The organism is Martelella sp. HB161492, assembly GCF_013184775.1.
Taxonomy (GTDB): Bacteria; Pseudomonadota; Alphaproteobacteria; order Rhizobiales; family Rhizobiaceae; genus Martelella.
Map to the genome: position 1 here is coordinate 385353 of NZ_JAATVV010000003.1, position 21451 is coordinate 406803.

The window sequence follows — 21451 nt, forward strand, 5'->3', positions numbered from 1 at the left end:
TTCAGGCCCTCAGTTCTTCATAGGAAACCATCACATGTTCCCGGTAGGCCGGACGCTCCGTCAGTCGGCTGTAATAGGCTTCGACGGCTGGATGTGATGGCCGCGCGATCTCATCGGCGGAAAAATAGCGATAGAGCAGATGGCCGAACATGATATCGGCGACGGTCAGATCATCCCCGGCAAGGAAGGGATGGGCGGCAAGTTCGGCCTCGGCAATATCGAGAAGCCGGGCGAAATTGGCGACAGCGGCTTCAAGCTTTGCCGGATCACGCTCGGCTTCAGGCGTGCGCACGGCAAGCCAGAAGATCGGCATGGTGAAGGCAGGGGCCACCGTTGCCTTGGCCCACTCGGCCCATTTGTCGACATGGGCGCGGGCGACGGGGTCTTCCGGCCAGAACGGGGCGGCGCCATAACGGCTTGAAAGATACCGTATGATCGCGGCACTTTCGAACAAGGGCTCACCGTCCGCGCCGTCTTTGAGCACCGGCACGAGGCCGTTCGGGTTCATCGCCAGAAATTCCGGCGTCCTGTTGCCCCCGTATTTATGGCCAATATCGGTGCGCTCATAATCGAGCCCAAGTTCGCCGACTGCCCACATCAATGCCTGCACATTGGACGATGTCCGCCGGCCCCAGATCTTCAGCATGTTCATTCTCCTCGCGGGTAACGCTGCCTGTCTTCAAGCACGTTGAGATTCATGTGATTACGCATATAGCGCTCTGATGCCTGTTGCAGCGGCTGATGGTCCCACGGGTAATAGGCGCCGTTGCGCAGTGCCTCATAGACGACGAGCCGCCTTGCCTGGCTTTCGCGAACCGCAGCATCGAAACGGGCCATATCCCAGCGCTGGTCGCGCTGCTGGCGAAACGCCGAAAGCACCTCTGTGCAAGCCGGATCCTCCGCCAGATTGACCATCTCATGCGGGTCAGCCTCAAGATCGAAGAGCTGATCGGGATCAAGCGGACAATGGACATATTTCCAGCGCCCGGCGCGGATGCCGACCAGCGGGGCTTCGGACCCCTCGGCGGCATATTCCATGAGCACCGGCTCTGTCCGGCTTTCGCCGTTCATGGTGGGGATAAGGCTTGTCCCATCGCTCCAGGCTGCAAGCGGCGCAGGATCAATGCCGGCGAGCGCGCAAAGCGTCGGCAGAATATCGAGGTTCGAACTTGGCGCGTCATGGGCGCCGGCGGTTATGCCAGGACCGGAAATCATCAGCGGCACACGGGCTGATCCCTCGCGGAAGCTCATTTTAAACCACAAGCCGCGCTCGCCGAGCATGTCGCCATGATCGGAGCAGAACAGAATGACGGTATTATCGCGCATGCCGGTTTTCTCCAGCGTCGCCAGAAGCATGCCGATCTTGTCATCGAGATATGAAATATTGGCGAAATAGGCCCGTCTTGCCCGGCGAATATCATCCGGTGTGATATCGAAACTGGCACAATCCAGCGAGCGCAGCAGGCGGCGCGCATGCGGATCATGCTCTGTCTCCGGCAGCGCGCCGATTTCCGGTTCCAGCGCCGGGCAGTTCTCATAAAGATCCCAATATTGTCTGCGCGCGACATAGGGATCATGCGGATGGGTGAAGGAGACCGTCAGACACCATGGGCGGCGGTCCTGATCGTCATTCATGCGGGAAAGCTGGTGCAGTTTCTGATTGGCGAGGAAGGCAACCTCGTCGTCATATTCCAGCTGATTGGTGATCTCGGCGGTTCCCGCTCCCGTGACGGAGCCCATGTTATGATACCACCAGTCGATCCGCTCGCCGGGCTTGCGATAATCGGGCGTCCAGCCGAAATCGGCCGGATAGACATCGGTGGTCAGCCGGTCTTCGAAACCATGCAGCTGATCAGGGCCGACGAAATGCATCTTGCCGGAAAGCGCAGTGTAATAGCCCGCGCGGCGCAGATGATGGGCATAGGTCGGAATGTCGGAGGCAAATTCTGCAGCATTGTCATAGACGCCGGTGCGGCTTGGCAGGCTGCCGGCCATGAAGGCGGCGCGGCCAGGGGCGCAGAGCGGCGAGGCGGTGTAGTTGCGGGTGAAGCGGGCCGCCCCGTTCGCCAGCGCCTTGAGGTTCGGTGCATGCAGAAAGCCGGCTGGATGGTCATCGAAGAAGGTGCCATTCAGCTGATCGACCATGATGATGAGGATATCGGGGCTTTTCTTCATGCGGCGGAGTTTTCCTTGCTTGCGTGTCCGGAAAGCTGGATGTCGATATAGTTTTCCAGCAGCCGAACCGCGTCAGAGCGGTTGCGGACCGGGCTTTCAAGGCTATGGGCGATGTAGAGCCCGTCAACCATGGCGGCGATGCCCTCAGCGATGAAACGGGCCTTTTCCGCCGGCACCAGCCTTGTCAGTACGGCGCGCAGATTGGACCGTGTCCGCCGGGCATAGATCGAGAACAGCCGCGCAATCTCGGGGTTTTCCTTCGCACTTGCAAAAAATACCAGCCAGACGGAAATCGCCTCTGTCGTGAAGTGTTTCTCGGAAAAACAGGCATTGGCAAAGGCCGAGAGCTTTTGCCTCGGGGTGATTGCCTGCCGTGATGAAAGCTGCAGATCCGTCCGATATTCGCTGATAAGGCGCGTGAACATGGCGCGGATCAGCTGATCCTTCGATTGGAAATAGAAATGCGCAAGGCCCGGTGAAACGGCTGCGACCCGCGCAATTTCAGCCATGGTGACGTTCAGGGAACCGCTCGCGGCGATGCACTGGCGGGTCGCGCTGATCAGGTCCTGACGCCTTATCTTTTCCATTCCGAGTTTCGGCATGATGTCTCCTGCGTGGCCTTGTCCCAAGGGTAATGTTTTTAATTGACTAATCAATCAAAAAAACGGAAAGCTGCTGGCAAGCTGTACAACGGTATGATTGACGCAGTGCCGCAACAGGCCCAGTCTCATCCGGTATGCCGCACTGTCCCTTTATGATCGAGATCAACGAGGGGCTGGTTCAGTCTGCTAGATCAAGGGCGTGGGAAGGGCCCCAAGACCTTCTCGTTCAGCTTCCCGACCTTGCTGCCGGACCACGCCATCCCGTTTTGCGCATGGCGCTCGCCGGCCGGATCGGGACATGCTTTCACGCTATTCATGCGCCTGCCGGCGCAATCGAAAAGAGCCAAGAACATGCAAAATCAGAGTTTCGATTTGTTTCCGCCGCATGAAATGGCCCGCAAGGCCGAAGATATCGGTGTTGCCAAGGTTCACAAGGATAACCTGTCCTGTTTCGTTTCTGCCATGACGGCGGGGGCTTTCATCGGTATCGCCTTTGTCTTCTATACCGTGGTGACGACGGATAACGGCGCGATGGGCTGGGGCGCGAACAAGTTTATTGGCGGTCTCGCCTTCTCTCTCGGCCTGATGCTTGTCGTCGTCAATGGCGGCGATCTGTTTACCTCCACGGTGCTGACCGTGGTGGCCAAGGCAAGCGGCAAGATCACCTGGGCAGAGCTCGGCAAGAACTGGGTGATCGTCTATGCCGGAAACTTTGTTGGCGCCTTCGGCCTCGTCATCATCATGCAGCTCGCCAAGCACTGGGAAAGTGACAGCGGTCTTCTCGGTATCAATTATATGGCAATCGCCCAGCACAAGCTGCATCACAGCTTCATTCAGGCCGTTGCACTGGGGGCGATGTGTAATGTGCTCGTTTGCCTTGGTGTCTGGATGTCTTATGCCGGACGCAGCCTGACGGACAAGCTTCTCGCCGTGGTCCTGCCGGTTGCCATGTTCGTGGCCTCGGGCTTCGAGCACTGCGTCGCCAACATGTTCCAGATTCCGATGGCCATTCTGACGCGGCATCTGGCCGGTCCGGAATTCTGGGCGGCCAGCGGTGCCGATCCGGCGAAGTTTGCCGATCTCACCTGGGCCAATTTCGTGCTCCACAATCTCATCCCCGTCACGATCGGCAATATCATCGGCGGTGGCGTGATCGTCGGACTTGCCTATTGGGTGATCTATCTGCGTCCGAGTGTACGTGACGCAGCACATTAGGCAGGTTTCCCGTTAGCGCAAACGAACTGTCATGGAGCCCCGCACACATTTCAGTGGATCTGCGGGGCTGAAACGTCCACTGCAGGGTTAAGTCCGGTTGATTCGTCCCCGGTTCACACCTAGTGTGTTTGCTGTAAATGGCCAGAAGGAAAGGATGAATCGCGATGGTCTTTCTCGAGGAGGAAAAGCCGGAAATCTTGCCGATCCAGAAGCGTTGGGGCTGGATCCTTGCTTTTGGTTTGATTTTGCTTGGTTTCAGTATCGTTCTGATTGCCAATCTGTTCGTGGCGACCATTGCATCTGTCGTCTTTTTTGGCGTTATGATCATGCTGGCTGGCGTATTCCATCTGGTTCAGCTCATGCATGCAAAGGTGCGCGGGCAGGTAATCTTCTGGCTGGCAACAGGCATTCTATATATTCTTGCCGGCATCTTCGTGATCTACAATCCGATCATGGCGTCACGCCTTTTCACCGTGATTATCGGGATCTCCCTGGCCGTTGCCGGTGGTTTCCGGCTGTATCTTGGCATGTCGTTCCGGCCGATAAAGGGCTGGGGCTGGCTGGTGATTTCAGGCCTTGTTCTGTTGCTGAGTGCGATCATGATCGCGTCTGATTTCGCGCATAGTTCACTTTGGCTGCTTGGTCTGTTCGTTGCCGTCGACTTCCTGGTTTACGGTATTTCACTGGTCGTCTTCGCGCTTTCGATCAAGCCGACCAATTGATGGCGCGGTCTTAATGTGACCTGCCTGCCGGGGACGCTTTTCCAGCGTCCCTTTTTTATTGGCATGCCGGGCGCCCATTCCGCCGCCGGCCCGGTCGTCGGTCGCAGTTTTCGGGCGCCGCGGCGCCAGCCAGATTGCATGTCGGTGCGCTTGCGACAGATTGGCGGTTCGACTTGGCGGGCAAATTTGCTAGCAATAGCGAAACGCCAAAAATCATGCCGATCAGGAAAGGGAGACAGTCATGACTCATGATGGATCGATGCGATATGTGACGCTGAAGGGATTCGGCGCTGCAGACGTCATGCAGATCGTGAGCGGGCCGCGGCCGACGCCTGGCGCCAATGATGTTGTGGTCAAGGTCGCCGCGGCGGGCGTCAATCGCCCGGATGTCGCGCAGCGTCAGGGCAATTATCCGCCGCCACCCGGCGCCAGCCCGGTTCTGGGGCTGGAAGTCGCTGGCACCATTGTTGCCATCGGTAATGCCGTGACCCGCTTCAGCGTCGGTGATCAGGTCTGCGGCCTCGCCAATGGTGGTGGCTATGCCGAATATTGCCTGCTGCCGGCGGGGCAGGTTCTGCCAGTCCCTCAGGGCATGGACATGATTGCGGCAGCTGCACTGCCCGAAACCTTCTTTACCGTCTGGGCCAATCTGTTTCAGATGGCCGGACTGACCGAGGGCGAGAGTGTGCTGATTCATGGCGGCACGAGCGGTATTGGCACGACCGCGATCCAGCTCGCCCGCGCATTCGGGGCGACCGTTTTTGTCACAGCCGGTTCGGAAGACAAATGCGAAGCCTGCCTTGGGCTCGGCGCTGATGTGGCGATCAATTACAAAAAGCAGGACTTTGTCGATGTCATCAAGGACAAGACAGAGCGCCGAGGCGTTGATGTCGTGCTCGACATGATTGGCGCGAGCTATTTTCAGCGCAACCTGTCGGTTCTGGCGAAGGACGGCTGCCTGTCCATCATCGCCTTTCTTGGCGGCGCCCGGGCCGAAAATGTCAATCTCGCGCCGATCATGCTCAAGCGGCTGACAATCACGGGGTCGGCCATGCGGCCGCGCAGCGAGGAGGAGAAGCAAGCCATCCGCGATGAGCTGGAAGCCCAGGTCTGGCCACTTCTGGTGTCCGGGCAGGTGACACCGGTGATTCACAAGGTCTTTGCCCTGGATGACGTTGCTGCAGCCCATCGGCTGATGGAAGAAAGCAGCCATATCGGCAAGCTGGTTCTCAGCCTGGCGTGAGGCAGCGGAGGGAGGTAAGCCAAAACCCGCTTGCGAGGCGTGTCTGAACGTGGCAAATGCCAGTTTTTCGGGCAACGTTTTGCGGGCGGCAAGGGAGATCCTTATGTCCAATCCTGTTCTGGTTGAAGTCACACGTGGCGCGCTGGTTGAAAGCCGGCATCGCGGAATGATTGCGGTTGTCGATTGCGATGGCGGCCTGGTCTATTCGGCGGGTGACATTGAGGCGGCGGTATTTCCGCGCTCTGCCTGCAAGGCTATTCAGGCCCTGTCGGTCGTCGAAAGCGGGGCGGCGGATTTCTACGGCTTTACCGATCGGGAGATCGCCCTGTCGTCGTCTTCCCATTCCGGCGAGGATGCGCATATCGTGCTGGCGCAGGCCATGCTTGAAAAGGCCGGCCGCTCCGTTGCCGATCTTGAATGCGGTGCGCACTGGTCGTCCGATCAGACGACGCTGATCCATCAGGCCCGGACCATGGATCACCCGAATGCGCTTTGCAACAATTGCTCCGGCAAGCATGCCGGCTTCATCTGTTCTTGCTGCCATCAGGATATCGATCCGCGTGGCTATGTCGGCTACGATCATCCGCTTCAGCGCGAATTGCGCGCGACGATGGAAGACGTGACCGGCGCAGTCGTCGGCGCCGACACCTGCGGAACGGATGGCTGCTCGATCCCGACCTATGCCGTTCCGCTGAGGGCGCTGGCGCATGGATTTGCCAAGCTTGCCACCGGCAATGGTCTTGGCACCGTGCGGGCGGCGGCTGGCAAAAGGATTTTGAGTGCCTGCATGGCCGAGCCTTTCTATGTCGCCGGAACCGGCCGGGCCTGCACCGAACTGATGGCGCTGGCGCCGGGCCGCCTCTACGCCAAGACCGGTGCCGAAGGCGTGTTCTGTGCTGCCATTCCCGAGAAGGGCATCGGAATTGCGCTCAAATGCGAAGATGGAACCACGCGGGCAGCAGAGGCCATGGTTGCCGCCGTACTCTCCCGTTATTTCGACGGCGATATTGCAGAGGCTCTTCGCGGCCGTGCAAAGACGGTGATGAAGAACTGGAACGGGATCACTGTTGGCGAAGTGCGCGCTGTGCTGCCGGCCTGAAGAATGGGCTGACGTGCCGGTTCGAACAGATCGGATCGACGTTTGCGGCCGGCCTCAGCCGAGGATGGCCCGTGCCCCCGTCAGCAGGATGCGGCGCCGGCGCCGCTGCTTGCGGCCGGGCTTGTTCCAGCCCTCGAACGCGACGAAATCATAGCCGCGATTGATCAGCCGCGCTGAACGGCTCTGGGTGAATTCGGGTTTGACGAATAGCCGGTAGCCATCCCTTGTCCAGCGTCTGTCGCTATATCTGATATCGGCACGATGGTGTGCGTCCATATAGGTGCCGATCAGTTCAAATTCGCTGAAGCCCGAATCCTCATGGAAATCGATCGAGCGAATGATGGCCTGTTCCGGGCTGAGGCCGTTGCTTGCGGCGGCAATCTCGCCGAGAAGTGTCTTGAGCCAGATTGCACGGAAGGGCAGGCACTGGGCAATGAAGGAGTGTTCGACCCGCCGTTTCATGCCGGTCAGGCGTTCAATATTGGCGAAATAGGGCTGATGGTATTCGTCCGACGTGAAGATCTGAAGGCGCCCGTCTTCATCGGTGAAACGCAAGGGGACGAGCGGCACGGTGTCCGCATCCCAGATCACCACGAGGGCGTCATCGTCACAGCTGGCGGAAAAGGAGATTTTCAGCAATTGCTGAAGATACCAGCCGAAGCGCTTCGACCCAGAAGCCGCAGCGGCTTCGCGCAGCATGTCAATATAGGGTGCTGCGATCGCACCCTCGGCAATGACATCGTAGTTTTCCGGTGATTCCTGACGGAACAATGCGACAGCGTCATCGGGAACGATGACGCAATACCGCCGTGCTTCGATATGTTTGACTGTCATTCTTGCCGTGAAACGCCAGACTTTGATGTCTCGCGCTGAACAGACACTGACAAGCGTATCAATCGTTTCCGACGCCTTGTGCCTATACCGCGCCTGCGGTTCTTTGGTCATGTGTTGATGCCGCCTTGCGTATCAGGCTCTGAGTTGCGCGGACAATAAGTTGAGCCGGTTCCGTAAGTCAACGGCGTCTTCGATGGTGCAACCGGTTTTCCGGCCGATTGCCGCGGCAACGGTCTCTGCCTGCTTCTGCAGCGCTTTGCCCTGCGGCGTAAGCGAGATGACGACGCGGCGCTCGTCGCCGTCGGCGCGCTTGCGGACAATGTGCCCGGCCGCCTCCAGCCGTTTCAGCAGCGGCGAAAGCGTGCCCGAGTCGAGCCCCAGGCGCTGGCCGATCTCATTCACGCCAAGCGCAGCACTTTCCCACAGAACCAGCATGACCAGATATTGCGGATAGGTCAGCCCGAGCGGCGTGAGAAGCGGCTTGTAGGCATGGGCAAAGGCATGGGCGGCAGCGTAGACCGAAAAGCAGATCTGGTTGTCCAGATGCATCATTTCGGCAATCGAGGGCGCATTGTTCTCATCTGTGTTCATGGCGCCGTTATAGCAGAAAAATAAAATTTGCAAAATTGTATTGCACACAATTTAATTTGGCGCTATTTAATTTTTGCAACGCCGGACGGAACGATCTGCCGTTTGACGCGTAACGCAATCAGACAGTCACAGCGGCCGGAAGGCTGGAGACGAAAGGACGAAGACCATGATCAAGGCGCTCTATACGACCAAAGCAACATCCAAGGGTGGACGTGAAGGCACGGCAAAGACCGAAGATGGCAAGCTCGAAGTCAAGCTGGTTCTGCCTAAGGAGATGGGCGGCGCCGGCGGCGATGGCACCAATCCGGAACAGCTCTTTGCCGCCGGCTATTCTGCCTGCTTCCACTCCGCGCTCCGCAATGTCGCCATGCGCGAAAAGATCAAGCTGACGGATGACACTGCCGTAACGGCAACGGTGAGTGTCGGACCGCGCGATGACGGCCAGGGCTTCGGCATCGATGTCGCTCTCACCGTCTCGATCCCCGGCCTTGACCGTGATGTCGCCGAAGATCTGGTCAAGAAGGCCCATATCGTCTGCCCATACAGCCATGCGCTGCGGGTGAGCTACGAGGTTCCGGTCGGTCTTGCTGACTGAGGATCTGAAACGATCAGTTTTCGAAAGGGCCGGTGCCATGCGCCGGCCCTTGTCTTCTGGGGTCAGCCCGCACGCGCCGCAACAATGAACAGGCGCGGGAAGCGAAGCAGAACCTTGCCATCGGCCATGGCAGGATAGGCGGCAGCGATGCGGCGTTCGTAACCGGCAAGAAAGTCAGCCCGCAGGGCCTGCGGAACGCGGTCAAGATAGGGTCTGAGCCCGGTTCCCTTGACCCATTCGACAATCGCCGCCGGCCCCGACAGTGGGTGGTGGTAGACGATATGGAAAATATCGACCCGGCAGCCAGCCGCGGTCAGCGCTTCATAATAGCGTTCCGGGCCGGGAAGTGGTGTGCGCCTTGCACTGTTTCGCAGGAAGCTTTCACGAAAGGGCTCGTCAAGGGCGGTCTCTTCCATCAGCAGATGCGTCGGCTCGCCGAGATTGTCCGGCATCTGGACGGCGAGCACCCCACCATCGGCGAGGGAACCGGCCAGTGCCGCCAAAAGGCTCAGATGATCCGGTAGCCACTGAAAGGTCGCATTGGAGAAGATCAGATCCGCGCCTTTTGCCGGGCGCCAGCCGGCCAGGTCGGCCTGCAGGAATTCAGTATCCGGCATGCGGCGGCGCGCTTCTGCAAGCATGTCGTCATCAAGATCGACGCCGGTGACTGCGGCATCGGGGAAGCGCTGCTTGACCAGTGCCGTTGAATTTCCCGGGCCGCAGCCAAGATCATAGGCGTGACCCACAGCGATATCGGGCAGGGCGGCGAGGAGGTCTCGGGCAGGCCGGGACCGTTCGTCTTCAAATTTGAGATATTGTGTTGCCGACCACGCCATGTCTGGCTCCCAGTGTTAAAGCCCGTCCAGTGTCGGCAGGATCAGGTTCGGCCCCATGCCCTCATACTCATTGGGTGTCTGATGCCGGTTGATCCAGACCGTGCGGAAGCCGAAATTGGCCGCCCCCGCTATGTCCCAGCGGTTTGATGACTGGAACGACACGGCATCGGGAAACACCCGGTAGGACGAGATGACCAGATCATAGACCTCCGGCGCGGGTTTGTAACGACGCAAAGCCTCGACGGAGAAAATGTCATCGAGCAGATCCTCGATGTGGGCCTTGCGGGCAGCTGCTTCCAGCATGGCGACGGTACCATTGGAGAGAATGGCAATCTTGGCGCCGCGCGCCTTCAGCCGGTGCAGGACCTCCGGCACTTCGGAATAGCAGTCGAGTGTCCAGTAGGTGTCGAGAAGGTCCGCCCGCAGGCTCTTGTCGATCAGGCCGATCGAGTGCATGGCGAAATCCAGCGACCGCTCCGTCAGCGTCCAGAAATCCTCATACTGGCCGGAAAGTGTCAGCACCCACGAATATTCCAGCTGCTTGGCGCGCCAGACATTGGACAGAAGCTTGTATTGGCCATTGGCGCGATCGGCGTGCTTTCGCGCTGCAGCATGGACATCGAAGAGAGTCCCATAGGCGTCGAAGATGTAAGCTTCATGTGACATTGATGAATCCCTCTTCGACATGCCTGTTGTGCCAATGCTTGTAGGCGCTTCGTTAACCATCTTCAATCGGGTCAGGATGGAATTGCGTCGAAACGTTTCATTCTGGCCACATAAATGTTGTTGATGCATCCATCTTTCCCGGTGAAGTATCGGCAACTTTTTGGAGATTTCCAGGTCTGGTTCTGTGCTTAATGGTAGCAAACACACTGTTTCGCACAGATTGCGCTTGACCTTGTTTGCCCGCGTGGTCTTTCCTGCGGCATCTGTTTTGGCCGCCTCCTTTCACGCCCGACCGAACGCTGCTCTGACCGGCTTCAGCCATGTTTCCGGCGCTGGTGCGATGGCGGTGTGACGGGTGACCGGCGGCATCGCAAGGAGAATGAAATGGCAGTCGATACTTCCCCCGCTTCCACAACCTGGACCTATGTCGATGGCGAGTGGCTTCCCGGCAATCCCAAGCTGATCGGGCCGACCTCACATGCCATGTGGCTTGGCTCGACTGTTTTTGACGGGGCACGCTATTTCGAGAACATGGCGCCTGATCTCGATGAGCATTGCAAGCGCATCAATCGCTCGGCGACCAATCTCGGCCTGAAGCCGACCCAGACCTCGGAAGAAATCGAAGCGCTGGTCTGGGAAGGCCTGAAAAAATTCGCTGGCGACAAGGCGGTCTATATCAAGCCGATGTATTGGGCTGAACATGGCATGGGCGGTCTCGTTCCTGCCGATCCGGCGTCGACCCGTTTTGCGCTCTGCCTGTTTGAAACGCCGATGACCTCGACCACGCCGGTCAAGCTCACCGTCTCGCCCTTCCGCCGTCCGTCGCCGGAAGTCGCCATGACCTTTGCCAAGGCAGGCTCGCTCTATCCCAATTCCGGCCGCATGATGATCGAGGCGCGGTCCCGCGGTTTCGACAATGCGCTGGCCCGCGACATGAACGGCAATGTTGCCGAAACCGCATCGGCGAATATCTTCCTGGTCAAGGACGGTATTCCGATGACGCCGGCAGACAATGGCTGCTTCCTGGCGGGCATCACCCGCAAGCGTATCCTGAAGCTGTTCCGTGACAACGGTATTCCGGCTGAAGAGAAGACACTGCAGGTTAAGGATTTCATGGAAGCTGACGAGCTGTTCCTGACGGGCAATTACAGCAAGGTCACTCCGGTCATCCAGCTTGATGACCGCCAGTTTGCCCATGGCCCGATGGCGAAGAAAGCCATGGAACTCTACATGGACTGGGCCCGCGCCACCTGCAAGAAATAACGCTTTCTGGCTTTCCGCGATCTGGAACGCCCGGTCATTGTGCCGGGCGTTCAGATTGCTGATAAACCGCTTCCCCTTTCGCTGACGTCATGCCTGTGCTTGTCACAGGCATCCAGCCGCCGTGCGTCTGCACGGCGAAAGACTCTTATAATCAATGCTATGAAGAGCCTGGATCCCCGTGACGAGCACGGGGATGACGAAGGAGGGCGCGGCTATTCCGCCCCAAACAGGCAATCTGAATGACTTTGTCAGCAATCCGACGCCCGGTCAGTCTGCCGGGCGTTTTTTATGCGCTGCAGCGCAGCGCGTCCGCGGCGCTTGCCTTTGGCGGCCATGATCCCCATATCTCTAGTCTCTGGAGCTTTTAAGCAGGAGGACGCGCATGTATTCCATTGGTGAACTCTCCCGCCGCACTGGCGTGAAGGTGCCGACGATCCGCTATTATGAACAAAGCGGCCTGCTTCGCCCGGCCGAGCGGTCCGAGGGCAACCAGCGTCGCTATGGCACGGAAGAGCTGGAAAGACTGAGCTTTATCCGTCATGCGCGCGATCTCGGCATGTCGCTGGAGGCAATTCTGGAGCTGATCGAACTGTCAGGCCATCCGGAAAAGCCGTGCGGGCGAGCCGATGCCATCGCGCGGGAGCATCTGGCGTCCATCCGCAGCAAGATTGCGCGGCTGCAGACGCTCGAAGCCGAGCTGGAGCGGATCGCCTCCCGATGCGATGGCCATGCGGTTGGCGAGTGCTATGTGCTGCGCTCACTATCAGATCATAGCCTGTGCGAGCACGAGCATTGAGACCATTTTGAGTTGACAGATGCCGCTTTTCGGCGCATCAAATGCCGCATGATCAACATCGCGCTCCACACTGCAAAGTATTTTTGGCTGTTTCGATAGAAGCGGCCGCGATTGATCATGTTCAACACCGGCCGCCTGGGGCGGCAAGGTTTTGAACAAAACGTCCCGGCGGTGAACCAGAACCAAGGGACGACCACAATGACTGAAGATACCGAAATCGTGCTGGAACGGCCGGCGATCGTGACGATCCGCCGGGTGATTGAGGCCGATATACCCGAACTCCTAGAAATGATAGGCCTTCTGGCTGCCCATCACGGCGATGGGCTGGAAGCCAATGAAGACGATCTGCGGCGTGACCTTTTCGGTCCGATGCCCTGGGTAACCGCGCTGGTGGCTGCCGCCGGCGATGGGCTGATCGGCTACGCGCTTCTGACGCCGCTCTACCGCGCCCAGCAGGGCAAGCGGGGCATGGACCTGCATCACCTTTTCGTTCGCGATGGCCATCGCAGCCATGGCGTCGGCCAGCATCTGATGGACCGCGCCCGTGATTTCGCCCGCAAGGCGGGCTGCGAATACATCTCGGTTAGTGCTGCGACCGGCAATGTCAAGGCGCACAGATTTTATGAACAGATGGCATTTATTCCCCGGCCGGTGACGGGGATGCGCTATCTTCAGGCGCTGGACTGACAGCGCCGGTCGTTCCCTGAACCGGCCGCATGCCTATTGCGCCGGTATCGCCTTGAGATAGGCGGCAATCGCCTCAAGATCTGCGCGTGGCAGATGAGACAGGTTCTGCTGCACGTCTGCCATGGCGCCGCCCGCGACATCGAAATCGGGTGTGAACCCGGTTTCGAGATAGTCGGCAATTTCACTTTCGGACCAGCTGCCAATCGTCTTTGACCCCGGTGTGATATTGGGGATCGTACCCGGACCGTCGGGATTGGCGCCACCGGCGAGCCAGCGGCTTTCATCAAGCCCGCCAAGCCTGTTGCGCGGCGTGTGGCATTCGCCGCAATGGCCCGCACCTTCGACGATATATTGTCCTCTCAGGACCTGATCGCTTGGTTCTGCAAAGGTCACGCGCGGTCCCTCGGAAAAGAACAGGATCTTCCAGAAGGAGAGCGCCGGGCGCAGATTGAAGGGAAAGGACAAGGCATTCGGCCGGCTTGGCTCGGCGCTTGCCGGCAGGGTCTTCAAGAAGGCGAACAGGTCGTGCACGTCCTCGTCGCTCATATTGGTATAGGAGGTGTAGGGCAGGGAAGGGTAAAGATTTTCCCCATGTCTGCCGACACCTTCAAGCAGCGCATTGGCAAAGTCCAGTTCGCTCCACTGGCCGATCCCGTGTTCGGGGTCGGGAGAAATATTGGGTGCGTGAAACGTGCCAAAATCGCTTTCAATCGCAAGACCGCCGGAAAGCACCAGCCTGTCGCTGCCAGTGCTGCCAGGGGCGGCGTGGCAGCTGGCACAGCCCCCCATCCAGAACACCGCCTCGCCGCGGGCAGGGTCCTGCGCTGCGGTGGCGATGAAATCCTGACGTGACAGCTTTTGCGGCATGATCGCCACATAAAAGGCGCCGGCAACAAGCACTCCGGCGAGGATGAGGGCGAAGACACTGGCTTTCTTCAACAGGCTGTCCTCAACAGGATCTGGATTATCGGGCTATCACATCGTGTTTCGCGAGAACCGGAAAGGCGTCTCGCGAAGCAAAGTTGCTGCTGGCCGGAACGTCACCTTTGCCGTCAAACGGACCGATGGCGTTTCATCACGATCCGCCGCTCCATGGCGCTGGCTTCGGCGGCGACGAGGGCATCATCCGCCAATGCGCACTCAGTTCGAAACCCGATAGAGTTGATGGCAGGCACCGCAATTGGCCCCGATCGCCTGCATCGATTTGGCCACAGCCGCCGGATCCGTCGGCAGGGCGGCGAGCTGTGACCCTGCCGTTTCTGACAGCTTGTCGGCATGGGCGACGAAATCGGCCATGTTCTGCCAGATTGCCGGGCTCGCCTCGGTGCCGTTTCCGGTTTCAGAGCCTTCGGGGAAATGGTTCGGAAAATCCTTGGCGTCTGTGGCAATCGTCGTCAGCGCGCCTTCCACGACAACGGGATCATAGGGTTTCTGGCCTTTGGCGATCGCACTTAACGTGCCCATCGCGCCGGCGATCTGCTTCATCAGCCCCTGGCGGATGATTTGCGGTGGATCGTCTGCAAGGGCAGCCCCCGCCCCAAGACAGAGTATAAGGGTTCCGGTGATCATAAGTCGTGTCGTCATAGGCGCTTCTCCAGGCGTCTGGCGGCAGATGATCGGTAGATTATGCCGTGCTTCGTCGCCGGATTGAATGCCGGCGACGAAGAAAAGCAACGGCCTCACGAACTGTTGACCCAGGCAGCGCGCTTTTTTCGGTTTTACCGCCAGAGCGCGTGGAAATGGTGCACAGGGCCGTGGCCGCCGCCGACGGAAAGGGCATCGGCGGCGGCAATCGCCTCGGCCACATAGGCCTTGGCGACGCGGGTGGCCTCGGCAAGGGGCAGCCCCTTGCCAATCTCGGCGGCAATTGCCGATGACAGGGTGCAACCGGTGCCGTGCGTGTTTTTCGTTGCAACGCGCGCGGCTTCGAACCAGACGGGCCCCTCTTCGCTCAAGAGGAGATCAGGGCTTTCCGCCCCGTCCAGATGGCCGCCCTTGACGAGGACTGCGGCTGGGCCGAGTGCCCGCAGGGCGGCAGCCTGAACAAGCATCATGTCCCTGTCTCTGGCCTCTTCCATATCAAGCAGGGCGGCGGCTTCCGGCAGGTTGGGCGTGATCAGCGTTGCAAGCGGCAGAAGCTCAGCCCTGAGCACGGTGATGGCATCCTCCGGCAAAAGCCGGGCACCGCCCTTGGCAACCATGACCGGATCAAGCACCACCGCCAAAGGCCGGTGACCGGCGAGGCTCTTTGCCACCGCCTTTGCGACCCCGGCATTGGCGATCATGCCGATCTTGACGGCATCAACGCGGATATCGGCGAAGATTGCAGCGATCTGTGCGGCAACAAAGTCTGCGGAAACCTGTTCGACACCTGAAACACCTTGCGTGTTCTGCGCTGTCAGTGCGGTCAGCGCCGCCATGCCATAGGTGCCGCGCGCGGCAAAGGTCTTCAGGTCCGCCTGGATGCCGGCTCCGCCCGAAGGATCGGAACCGGCGATGGAAAGAATATTGGCGGTCATGACCGCGCTTTCGCTATGGCTGCGGCAAGGGCGCGGGTCGCCTCCGCCGGATCCGGGGTGCCGCAGATCGCCGAGACGACAGCGATCCCGTCGGCGCCCGTTGCAAGGGTTGCTTCCACATGGGCTGCGTTGAGGCCGCCTATGCCCACGGTCGGCACCTTGGCGCGGCGGATCATCTCGGCCAGGCCTTCAAAGCCTACCGGCGGCGCATGATTGGGCTTGGTTGCCGTGGCAAAAACCGGACCAGCGCCGATATAGTCGATCAGCGCCGGGTCAATCCGGTCGGCAACATCGAGGCTGTCGACGGAAAGACCGAGGATCTTGTCAGGGCCGATCATCTGCCGGACAAAGGGCGGACGGTCGTCGGCCTGGCCGACATGAACGCCATCGGCATCAATGGCAACGGCGGCAACGACATCATCATTGATGATCAGCCTTGCCCGTGAGCCATCGGTGACCTGTTTCAGGGCGCGGCCCATTTCGATGCGCTCCTGCGTCGAGGCCTGTTTCATCCGTAACTGCACCACGGTGGCGCCTGCGGCAACCGCATCGCGCGTGGTTGCGACCATGCCGTAATCGCCGCAAAGGCCGGGGTCGAGAACGAGGTAGAGGGAGAGATCAAGAGAGGGTTTCATCAGGCTTCAATCCTTGCATTATCAAGATCTGCCGGGGTGACCGCGGCCAGCTGGTCGAGGAAATGGGCGGCAAAAGTGCCGGGACCGGCGGCCAGTTTTTCAGCGCGTTCGCCAGCAACGCCGAAGAGCGAAAGGGCGGCAACGGTGGCTGCAAAGGGATCAGCGGGGCTGATCCCGGCGAAGGCGCCGACCAGGCAGGTGAGCGAGCAGCCCAGCGCCGTGACTTTCGGCATCAGGGCCGATCCGCCGCCGATCCGGGCCGTGCGGGTGCCATCGGTGACGAAATCGATGGCGCCGGTGATGGCGACGACCATGCCGCGTTCGGCTGCCAGCCTGTTGGCGGTTGCTTCTGCCGCCTCCACACTGTCGCCGGCATCAACGCCCTTGCCGCTGGTCGCGCCGGAAAAGGCGAGGATTTCGGACGCATTGCCGCGCAGGATTGTCGGCTTGAGATCCAGCATCTCCAGTGCCGCCCGTGCCCGGTAGGACGTGGCAAAATGGGCGACGGGATCCAGGACCCAGGGCTTTCCGGCCTCGTTCGCGCCGGTCGCTGCGGCTTTCATGCCGGCAATCCAGTCTGGCGACAGCGTGCCGATATTGATCGTGAGAGCGGAAACGACCCGGGCAAATTCACCTGATTCCTGCTCTGCATGAATCATTGCTGGCGAGGCGCCTGCGGCAAGAAGCACGTTGGCGGCGATATTCATTGCCACATAATTGGTGATGCATTGCACCAGAGGTGCATCTGCGCGCATTTTCTCAAGAAGTTGGCCAGAATTCAGGTCTGCCATTTCGGTCTCCCGTTCGCGTTTTGGAAGGGAAACCAGACGGGGCAACCGGGAGAAGCGGAGGACCCGAGTGACTCCCTCCGCCAGTATGATCTGGATCAGGTTCAAAGGGTGCTTCTCAGCCCGGTGTCCCGGACGCCCCTGTCGCTCAATTCGACCGTCGTTATAGCAGAAAAAAAACCGGCGTTAAGGGCATAGATCAAAACAGCGCGCCTGCATCGCGTATTTCTGGGGTTCCGCCAGCCGGTGAACCCGGCGCCTTCCGGCTGCCTCGCTTATTCCGATCGGATCAGAAAACCGCAGTCACTGGATGATGTTAAGGGTAAGCTTTGTCTTGGTGTTATGATTTGCGTGGTCTGATGGGGGCGCGTTGTGCTTGATGGGGCTCGCCGTTTCCATCCATCTGGTCCGGCAGGGTCGGGCTGGTGGGACGCTGCGCCGGAATGAACCAGATCACCGAGGCCGTTAACGAGGAGAGCAGCAATGGACGACAAAACGGACGGGCCGCTTGCCGAAGAGGGCCTGTTTTCGCTGGCCGAAAACCTGCGCCGTGCAGTTGGCGGCTTTGTGCGCAAGGTCAGGGCCGAGGCGGGAACGCCCGGCTCCGCCCGGGTGGAAACGCTGGCGCTTCTCGATGGCTTTGGTGCCATGAGCACAAGCGATCTCGCGCGTCTCCGCGGTGTCAGGCACCAGAGCATGCGGCTCGTCGTCGGCGAGCTGGAAACGGAGGGGCTGCTGACGCGGTCGCCATCGCCCAGCGATGGACGACGTCAGCTTCTCAGTCTGAGCGAAGAGGGGCGGCTTGTGCTCGAGGGCGCGCGGAATTCACGCAGCGCCTGGATCGCTGGCGCTCTTGCCATGCATCTAGACGAAGACGAGCAGCGGGTGATGAAGGAGGCCGCCGCATTGCTTGAACGCATCACCCGGGGATGACCGGCACTGCTTATGGCTGCTTCAATGCGGCAATCACCGCGCCGAGCGTGTTGACGCCCCAGTGTTCGATATAGCGGCCATCCCTGACGCGGACAATGTCGATGACGCTGATGGCAACCTCTCGTCCCGTCGCCGCCACGCCCATAAACGGGCCGGTATGGCGGCCGCTGATGGTCTTGCGTGACACGACCCGGTCGCCCTCCTGCAATTGCTCATGGATGGTGACCCGGAGATCGGAAAGAGCGGGGCGCAGCACGTTTTCAAACGTATTCCACATGCTTTCCGCTCCGTTCGGCGCTCCGGCGGGCGCGGCGTGATTGATGAAGCCGTCGCCCATGAGTGCAGCGAAGCTTTCAGCATTGCCCTGCTCAATGACCTCGGCGTTGAACCGACAAACGACCTCTTTCTCGCTGCTTACAGCTGACATGACATGCTTTCCCGATGGATGGATTTCGCCTATATATACAGTTTAACTGTATATATTCAAGGCCGGCCACGGTGCAGCAGCATGCAAAGCAAAACCCCGGCATGGTTGGCCATGCCGGGGTCGCTGTGATCAACGGTGACGGGGTGAGCCTTACTTCATCGTCGGCATGGAGAATTCCGCACCGGAGCGGATTCCGGCCGGCCAACGGCTGGTGATGGTCTTCAGACGGGTGTAGAACCGCACACCTTCCGGCCCGTGCATGTGGTGATCGCCAAACAGCGAGGCCTTCCAGCCGCCAAAGGAATGGAAGGCCATGGGAACCGGGATCGGTACATTGATGCCGACCATGCCGACCTTGATCTTGTGCGCAAATTCGCGGGCCGCATCGCCATCACGGGTGAAGATTGCCGTGCCATTGCCGAATTCGTGGTCATTGATCCAGCCGGCAGCCTCGTCATAGCTCTTGGCACGGGCGATCGCGAGAACCGGGCCGAAGATCTCTTCCTTGTAGATCTTCATGTCGGTGGTGACCTTGTCAAACAGGGTTGCGCCAACGAAATAGCCGTTTTCATAGCCCTGAAGCTTCAGGCCTCGGCCATCGACAACCAGTTCCGCGCCTTCCTCGACGCCGGAATCGATATAGCCGAGAATGCGGTCGCGCGCCTGGGCGGTGACGACAGGCCCCATTTCGGCAGCAGGATCGGTGCCGGGGCCGACCTTCAGCGCGTCAATGCGCGGCAGAAGCTTTGCAACCAGGCGGTCGGCCGTCTCGTCCCCCACGGGAACGGCGACGGAAACGGCCATGCAGCGTTCGCCGGCCGAGCCATAGGCGGCGCCCATCAGCGCATCGGCGGCCTGATCCATATCGGCATCGGGCATGACGATCATGTGGTTCTTGGCACCGCCCAGCGCCTGGCAGCGCTTACCGGCAGCCGTTGCCGTGGTATAGATATAGCGGGCGATCGGCGTTGAGCCGACAAAGCTGACCGCTTCGACATCGGGGTCGGACAGGATCGCATCGACGGCTTCCTTGTCGCCCTGAACCACATTGAAGACGCCATCTGGAAGTCCGGCATCCTTCAGCCATTCGGCAATCACGAGAGCGGCGGAGGGGTCCCGTTCGGAGGGCTTCAGCACGAAGGTGTTGCCGCAGGCGAGCGCCACCGGGAACATCCACATCGGCACCATGGCCGGAAAATTGAACGGCGTGATGCCGGCGACAACGCCCAGAGGCTGACGCATCGACCAGCTGTCGACGGCCGTGCCGACATTTTCGGTGTATTCGCCCTTGAGCATCTGCGGAATGCCGGTCGCAAATTCCACAACCTCGAGGCCACGCTGGATTTCGCCGAGCGCGTCGGAATGAACCTTGCCATGTTCGGCGGTGATGATGGTGGCCAGCTCCGGGGCCCGCTCTTCCAGAATGGCGAGGAACTTGTTCAGAATGCGCGCGCGGCGCAGCGGCGTGGTTGCCGCCCAGCCGGGAAATGCGGCCTTGGCTGCGGCAACGGCGGCGCGGACATCTTCTGTCGCGCCGAGCGAAAGGCTGGCGCTCTGTTCACCGGTTGCGGGATTGTAAACCGGGACCGAGCGTGTGCCGGTGCCGGCAAAGGCTGCGCCATTGACGAAATGCTGAATGGATTTCATGCCGTTTCCTCCGGATATGCGGCTTGCGCCGCCTTGTTGATGGCGGCGAGTGTTACCTATTCATTTCTGCAAAGAAACAGGATATTTCACAAACCCATTGTGCAGAATTTATAGCCTATGGAGCCCTTGTCTTGGATTGGGATCATTTACGTATCTTTCTGGCGGTTGCCCGGCGCGGGCAGATCCTGGCGGCAGCCCAGGCGCTGTCGTTGAACCATGCGACGGTGGCGCGGCGTCTGAATGCGCTGGAAGAGGCCCTTGGCGAGCCGCTTTTTGACCGCCGTCCCTCCGGCTCGACGCTGACGGAGGCGGGAGAGCGCCTGCTTGCGGTCGCCGAACGGGTGGAGACGGAAATCATTGGTGTGGCTGAGGACAGCAGGGCGCGCGGCGAGAGCCTCTCCGGCACGGTCCGCATCGGTGCGCCGGACGGGCTTGGAACCTATTTTCTCGCGCGTGAACTCGGGCTTTTGCAGCAAGCCCACCCCGATCTTGTCATCGAACTGGTGCCGTTGCCGCGCACATTCTCGCTGTCGAAACGCGAGGCAGATCTGGCGATCGCGCTCGATCCGCCTGAGGAGGGGCGGCTGGTGGTGTCGCGCCTCACGGATTATACGCTCGGCCTCTATGCGGCGCGATCCTATCTGGAACGGTGCGGCTTGCCTGAAAATGAAGAGGCGCTTGCCGCTCATGCGGTGGTGACCGGGGTGGAGGATTACGCCTATGCGTCATCGCTGAATTATGCCAGCCGGCTGACCCGCTGGTCGCGCCGCCAGTTTCGCTGCGCTGGCGTCGCCGGGCAGATGGAGGCCGTGGAAGCCGGTATCGGCATCGGTATTCTGCATGATTTTGCCGTCAGGGAACGCGATGCGCTGGTCCGTGTTCTGCCCGAGGTCGGTTTCCGGCGGTCCTATTACCTTCTCTCCCATCCCGACACGGGGGACCTCGCCCGTATCGCTCTTGTCCGGCGCCACCTCGCCCGCCGTTTCCGGGAGGAGCGGGCGCGGTTCGTGCGTTAGGGCGCCGGGCGAAAAGGGTGAGGGGCGGTTCTTCGATGTTCCGGCTGTGCTCAAGGCCTGACATGTCTGAACCCCGGTGCCTGGCGCCGGGGTTTTTCTATGGCCGGGCGCTGTTCACGTGGCGGTGATCGTCAACGCTGATTTCGTGATCGGTGCGTGAAT

Annotated in this window: 24 protein-coding genes and 1 riboswitch; of the genes, 10 read left to right on the plus strand and 14 right to left on the minus strand. The window is 60.1% G+C overall.

The window, feature by feature from the left end; genetic code table 11:
• Window position 1 precedes the first annotated feature (1 nt).
• Genes HCK86_RS07485 through betI form a run of 3 tightly spaced genes read right to left on the minus strand, consistent with a single transcriptional unit; the run spans window position 2 to window position 2777 of the window.
• Window positions 2-646, minus strand: a complete 645-nt coding sequence (locus HCK86_RS07485) for a glutathione S-transferase family protein (RefSeq protein WP_176083826.1) — start codon at window positions 644-646, stop codon at window positions 2-4.
• Between the two features lie 2 nt (window positions 647-648).
• On the minus strand, window positions 649-2175 hold the full coding sequence (betC, locus tag HCK86_RS07490; protein WP_176083827.1) for a choline-sulfatase: 1527 nt from the start codon (window positions 2173-2175) through the stop codon (window positions 649-651).
• On the minus strand, window positions 2172-2777 hold the full coding sequence (gene betI, locus HCK86_RS07495; protein ID WP_176083828.1) for a transcriptional regulator BetI: 606 nt from the start codon (window positions 2775-2777) through the stop codon (window positions 2172-2174). The genes betC and betI overlap by 4 nt, the downstream gene beginning before the upstream one ends.
• Before the next feature lie 351 nt (window positions 2778-3128).
• On the opposite strand from betI, the gene focA reads away from it, so the two are divergent.
• From focA to HCK86_RS07515, 4 genes are all read left to right on the plus strand, one after another.
• The gene (gene focA, locus HCK86_RS07500) at window positions 3129-3992 is read left to right on the plus strand and encodes a formate transporter FocA (protein ID WP_176083829.1); all 864 of its coding nucleotides are present in this window, start codon (window positions 3129-3131) and stop codon (window positions 3990-3992) included.
• Window positions 3993-4156: 164 nt separating this feature from the next.
• Window positions 4157-4714, plus strand: coding sequence for an HdeD family acid-resistance protein (locus HCK86_RS07505; protein ID WP_176083830.1), 558 nt, complete (start codon window positions 4157-4159; stop codon window positions 4712-4714).
• 241 nt (window positions 4715-4955) lie between these two features.
• Window positions 4956-5957 carry an NAD(P)H-quinone oxidoreductase gene (locus HCK86_RS07510; RefSeq protein WP_176083831.1) on the plus strand — a complete coding sequence of 334 codons (1002 nt, stop codon included), beginning with the start codon at window positions 4956-4958 and terminating at the stop codon, window positions 5955-5957.
• A gap of 103 nt (window positions 5958-6060) precedes the next feature.
• Entirely contained in the window at window positions 6061-7056 is a 996-nt protein-coding gene (locus HCK86_RS07515; protein WP_176083832.1) for an asparaginase, read from the plus strand.
• 54 nt (window positions 7057-7110) lie between these two features.
• On the opposite strand, the gene HCK86_RS07520 is transcribed toward HCK86_RS07515, so the two are convergent.
• The gene (locus HCK86_RS07520) at window positions 7111-7890 is read right to left on the minus strand and encodes a DUF6492 family protein (protein WP_176083833.1); all 780 of its coding nucleotides are present in this window, start codon (window positions 7888-7890) and stop codon (window positions 7111-7113) included.
• 132 nt (window positions 7891-8022) lie between these two features.
• Window positions 8023-8481 (minus strand): MarR family transcriptional regulator, encoded by a 459-nt coding sequence (locus HCK86_RS07525; RefSeq protein WP_176083834.1) that lies wholly within the window; start codon window positions 8479-8481, stop codon window positions 8023-8025.
• Between the two features lie 169 nt (window positions 8482-8650).
• On the opposite strand from HCK86_RS07525, the gene HCK86_RS07530 reads away from it, so the two are divergent.
• Window positions 8651-9076 (plus strand): organic hydroperoxide resistance protein, encoded by a 426-nt coding sequence (locus tag HCK86_RS07530; protein WP_176083876.1) that lies wholly within the window; start codon window positions 8651-8653, stop codon window positions 9074-9076.
• Between the two features lie 62 nt (window positions 9077-9138).
• Here the strand turns inward: HCK86_RS07530 and tam are convergent, their stop codons facing one another.
• Both tam and HCK86_RS07540 read right to left on the minus strand, forming a co-directional pair.
• Window positions 9139-9912 carry a trans-aconitate 2-methyltransferase gene (gene tam, locus HCK86_RS07535; RefSeq protein WP_176083835.1) on the minus strand — a complete coding sequence of 258 codons (774 nt, stop codon included), beginning with the start codon at window positions 9910-9912 and terminating at the stop codon, window positions 9139-9141.
• A 15-nt stretch (window positions 9913-9927) separates the two neighbouring features.
• The gene (locus HCK86_RS07540) at window positions 9928-10578 is read right to left on the minus strand and encodes a haloacid dehalogenase type II (RefSeq protein WP_176083836.1); all 651 of its coding nucleotides are present in this window, start codon (window positions 10576-10578) and stop codon (window positions 9928-9930) included.
• Between the two features lie 384 nt (window positions 10579-10962).
• Between HCK86_RS07540 and HCK86_RS07545 the strand changes: the two genes are divergently transcribed.
• The 3 genes from HCK86_RS07545 to HCK86_RS07555 all read left to right on the plus strand — a co-directional run bounded on the left by HCK86_RS07545 (window position 10963) and on the right by HCK86_RS07555 (window position 13324).
• Window positions 10963-11841, plus strand: coding sequence for a branched-chain amino acid aminotransferase (locus tag HCK86_RS07545; protein WP_176083837.1), 879 nt, complete (start codon window positions 10963-10965; stop codon window positions 11839-11841).
• A gap of 382 nt (window positions 11842-12223) precedes the next feature.
• The gene (locus HCK86_RS07550) at window positions 12224-12637 is read left to right on the plus strand and encodes a helix-turn-helix domain-containing protein (protein WP_176083838.1); all 414 of its coding nucleotides are present in this window, start codon (window positions 12224-12226) and stop codon (window positions 12635-12637) included.
• A gap of 198 nt (window positions 12638-12835) precedes the next feature.
• Window positions 12836-13324: a GNAT family N-acetyltransferase gene (locus tag HCK86_RS07555; protein WP_176083839.1), complete on the plus strand. Its 489-nt coding sequence runs from the start codon at window positions 12836-12838 to the stop codon at window positions 13322-13324.
• 33 nt (window positions 13325-13357) lie between these two features.
• Here the strand turns inward: HCK86_RS07555 and HCK86_RS07560 are convergent, their stop codons facing one another.
• The 5 genes from HCK86_RS07560 to thiM all read right to left on the minus strand — a co-directional run bounded on the left by HCK86_RS07560 (window position 13358) and on the right by thiM (window position 17269).
• Complete coding sequence (locus HCK86_RS07560; protein WP_246739504.1) at window positions 13358-14266, minus strand: cytochrome c; 909 nt, start codon at window positions 14264-14266, stop codon at window positions 13358-13360.
• A gap of 198 nt (window positions 14267-14464) precedes the next feature.
• Window positions 14465-14908, minus strand: coding sequence for a cytochrome c (locus tag HCK86_RS07565; protein ID WP_246739492.1), 444 nt, complete (start codon window positions 14906-14908; stop codon window positions 14465-14467).
• A 134-nt stretch (window positions 14909-15042) separates the two neighbouring features.
• Window positions 15043-15843, minus strand: coding sequence for a bifunctional hydroxymethylpyrimidine kinase/phosphomethylpyrimidine kinase (thiD, locus tag HCK86_RS07570; RefSeq protein ID WP_176083840.1), 801 nt, complete (start codon window positions 15841-15843; stop codon window positions 15043-15045).
• Window positions 15840-16478, minus strand: coding sequence for a thiamine phosphate synthase (thiE, locus tag HCK86_RS07575; RefSeq protein WP_176083841.1), 639 nt, complete (start codon window positions 16476-16478; stop codon window positions 15840-15842). The genes thiD and thiE overlap by 4 nt, the downstream gene beginning before the upstream one ends.
• Window positions 16478-17269 (minus strand): hydroxyethylthiazole kinase, encoded by a 792-nt coding sequence (gene thiM, locus HCK86_RS07580; RefSeq protein ID WP_176083842.1) that lies wholly within the window; start codon window positions 17267-17269, stop codon window positions 16478-16480. Before thiM ends, thiE begins: the two co-directional genes overlap by 1 nt.
• A 55-nt stretch (window positions 17270-17324) precedes the next feature.
• A riboswitch (TPP riboswitch) is annotated at window positions 17325-17419 on the minus strand.
• A gap of 330 nt (window positions 17420-17749) precedes the next feature.
• Between thiM and HCK86_RS07585 the strand changes: the two genes are divergently transcribed.
• On the plus strand, window positions 17750-18199 hold the full coding sequence (locus tag HCK86_RS07585) for a MarR family transcriptional regulator (protein ID WP_176083843.1): 450 nt from the start codon (window positions 17750-17752) through the stop codon (window positions 18197-18199).
• Between the two features lie 10 nt (window positions 18200-18209).
• On the opposite strand, the gene HCK86_RS07590 is transcribed toward HCK86_RS07585, so the two are convergent.
• Together HCK86_RS07590 and HCK86_RS07595 are read right to left on the minus strand one after the other, a co-directional pair.
• Window positions 18210-18626, minus strand: a complete 417-nt coding sequence (locus tag HCK86_RS07590) for an ester cyclase (protein ID WP_176083844.1) — start codon at window positions 18624-18626, stop codon at window positions 18210-18212.
• A gap of 150 nt (window positions 18627-18776) precedes the next feature.
• The gene (locus tag HCK86_RS07595; RefSeq protein ID WP_176083845.1) at window positions 18777-20273 is read right to left on the minus strand and encodes a CoA-acylating methylmalonate-semialdehyde dehydrogenase; all 1497 of its coding nucleotides are present in this window, start codon (window positions 20271-20273) and stop codon (window positions 18777-18779) included.
• 131 nt (window positions 20274-20404) lie between these two features.
• On the opposite strand from HCK86_RS07595, the gene HCK86_RS07600 reads away from it, so the two are divergent.
• Window positions 20405-21289, plus strand: coding sequence for a LysR family transcriptional regulator (locus HCK86_RS07600; RefSeq protein WP_176083846.1), 885 nt, complete (start codon window positions 20405-20407; stop codon window positions 21287-21289).
• Window positions 21290-21451: the final 162 nt, after the last annotated feature.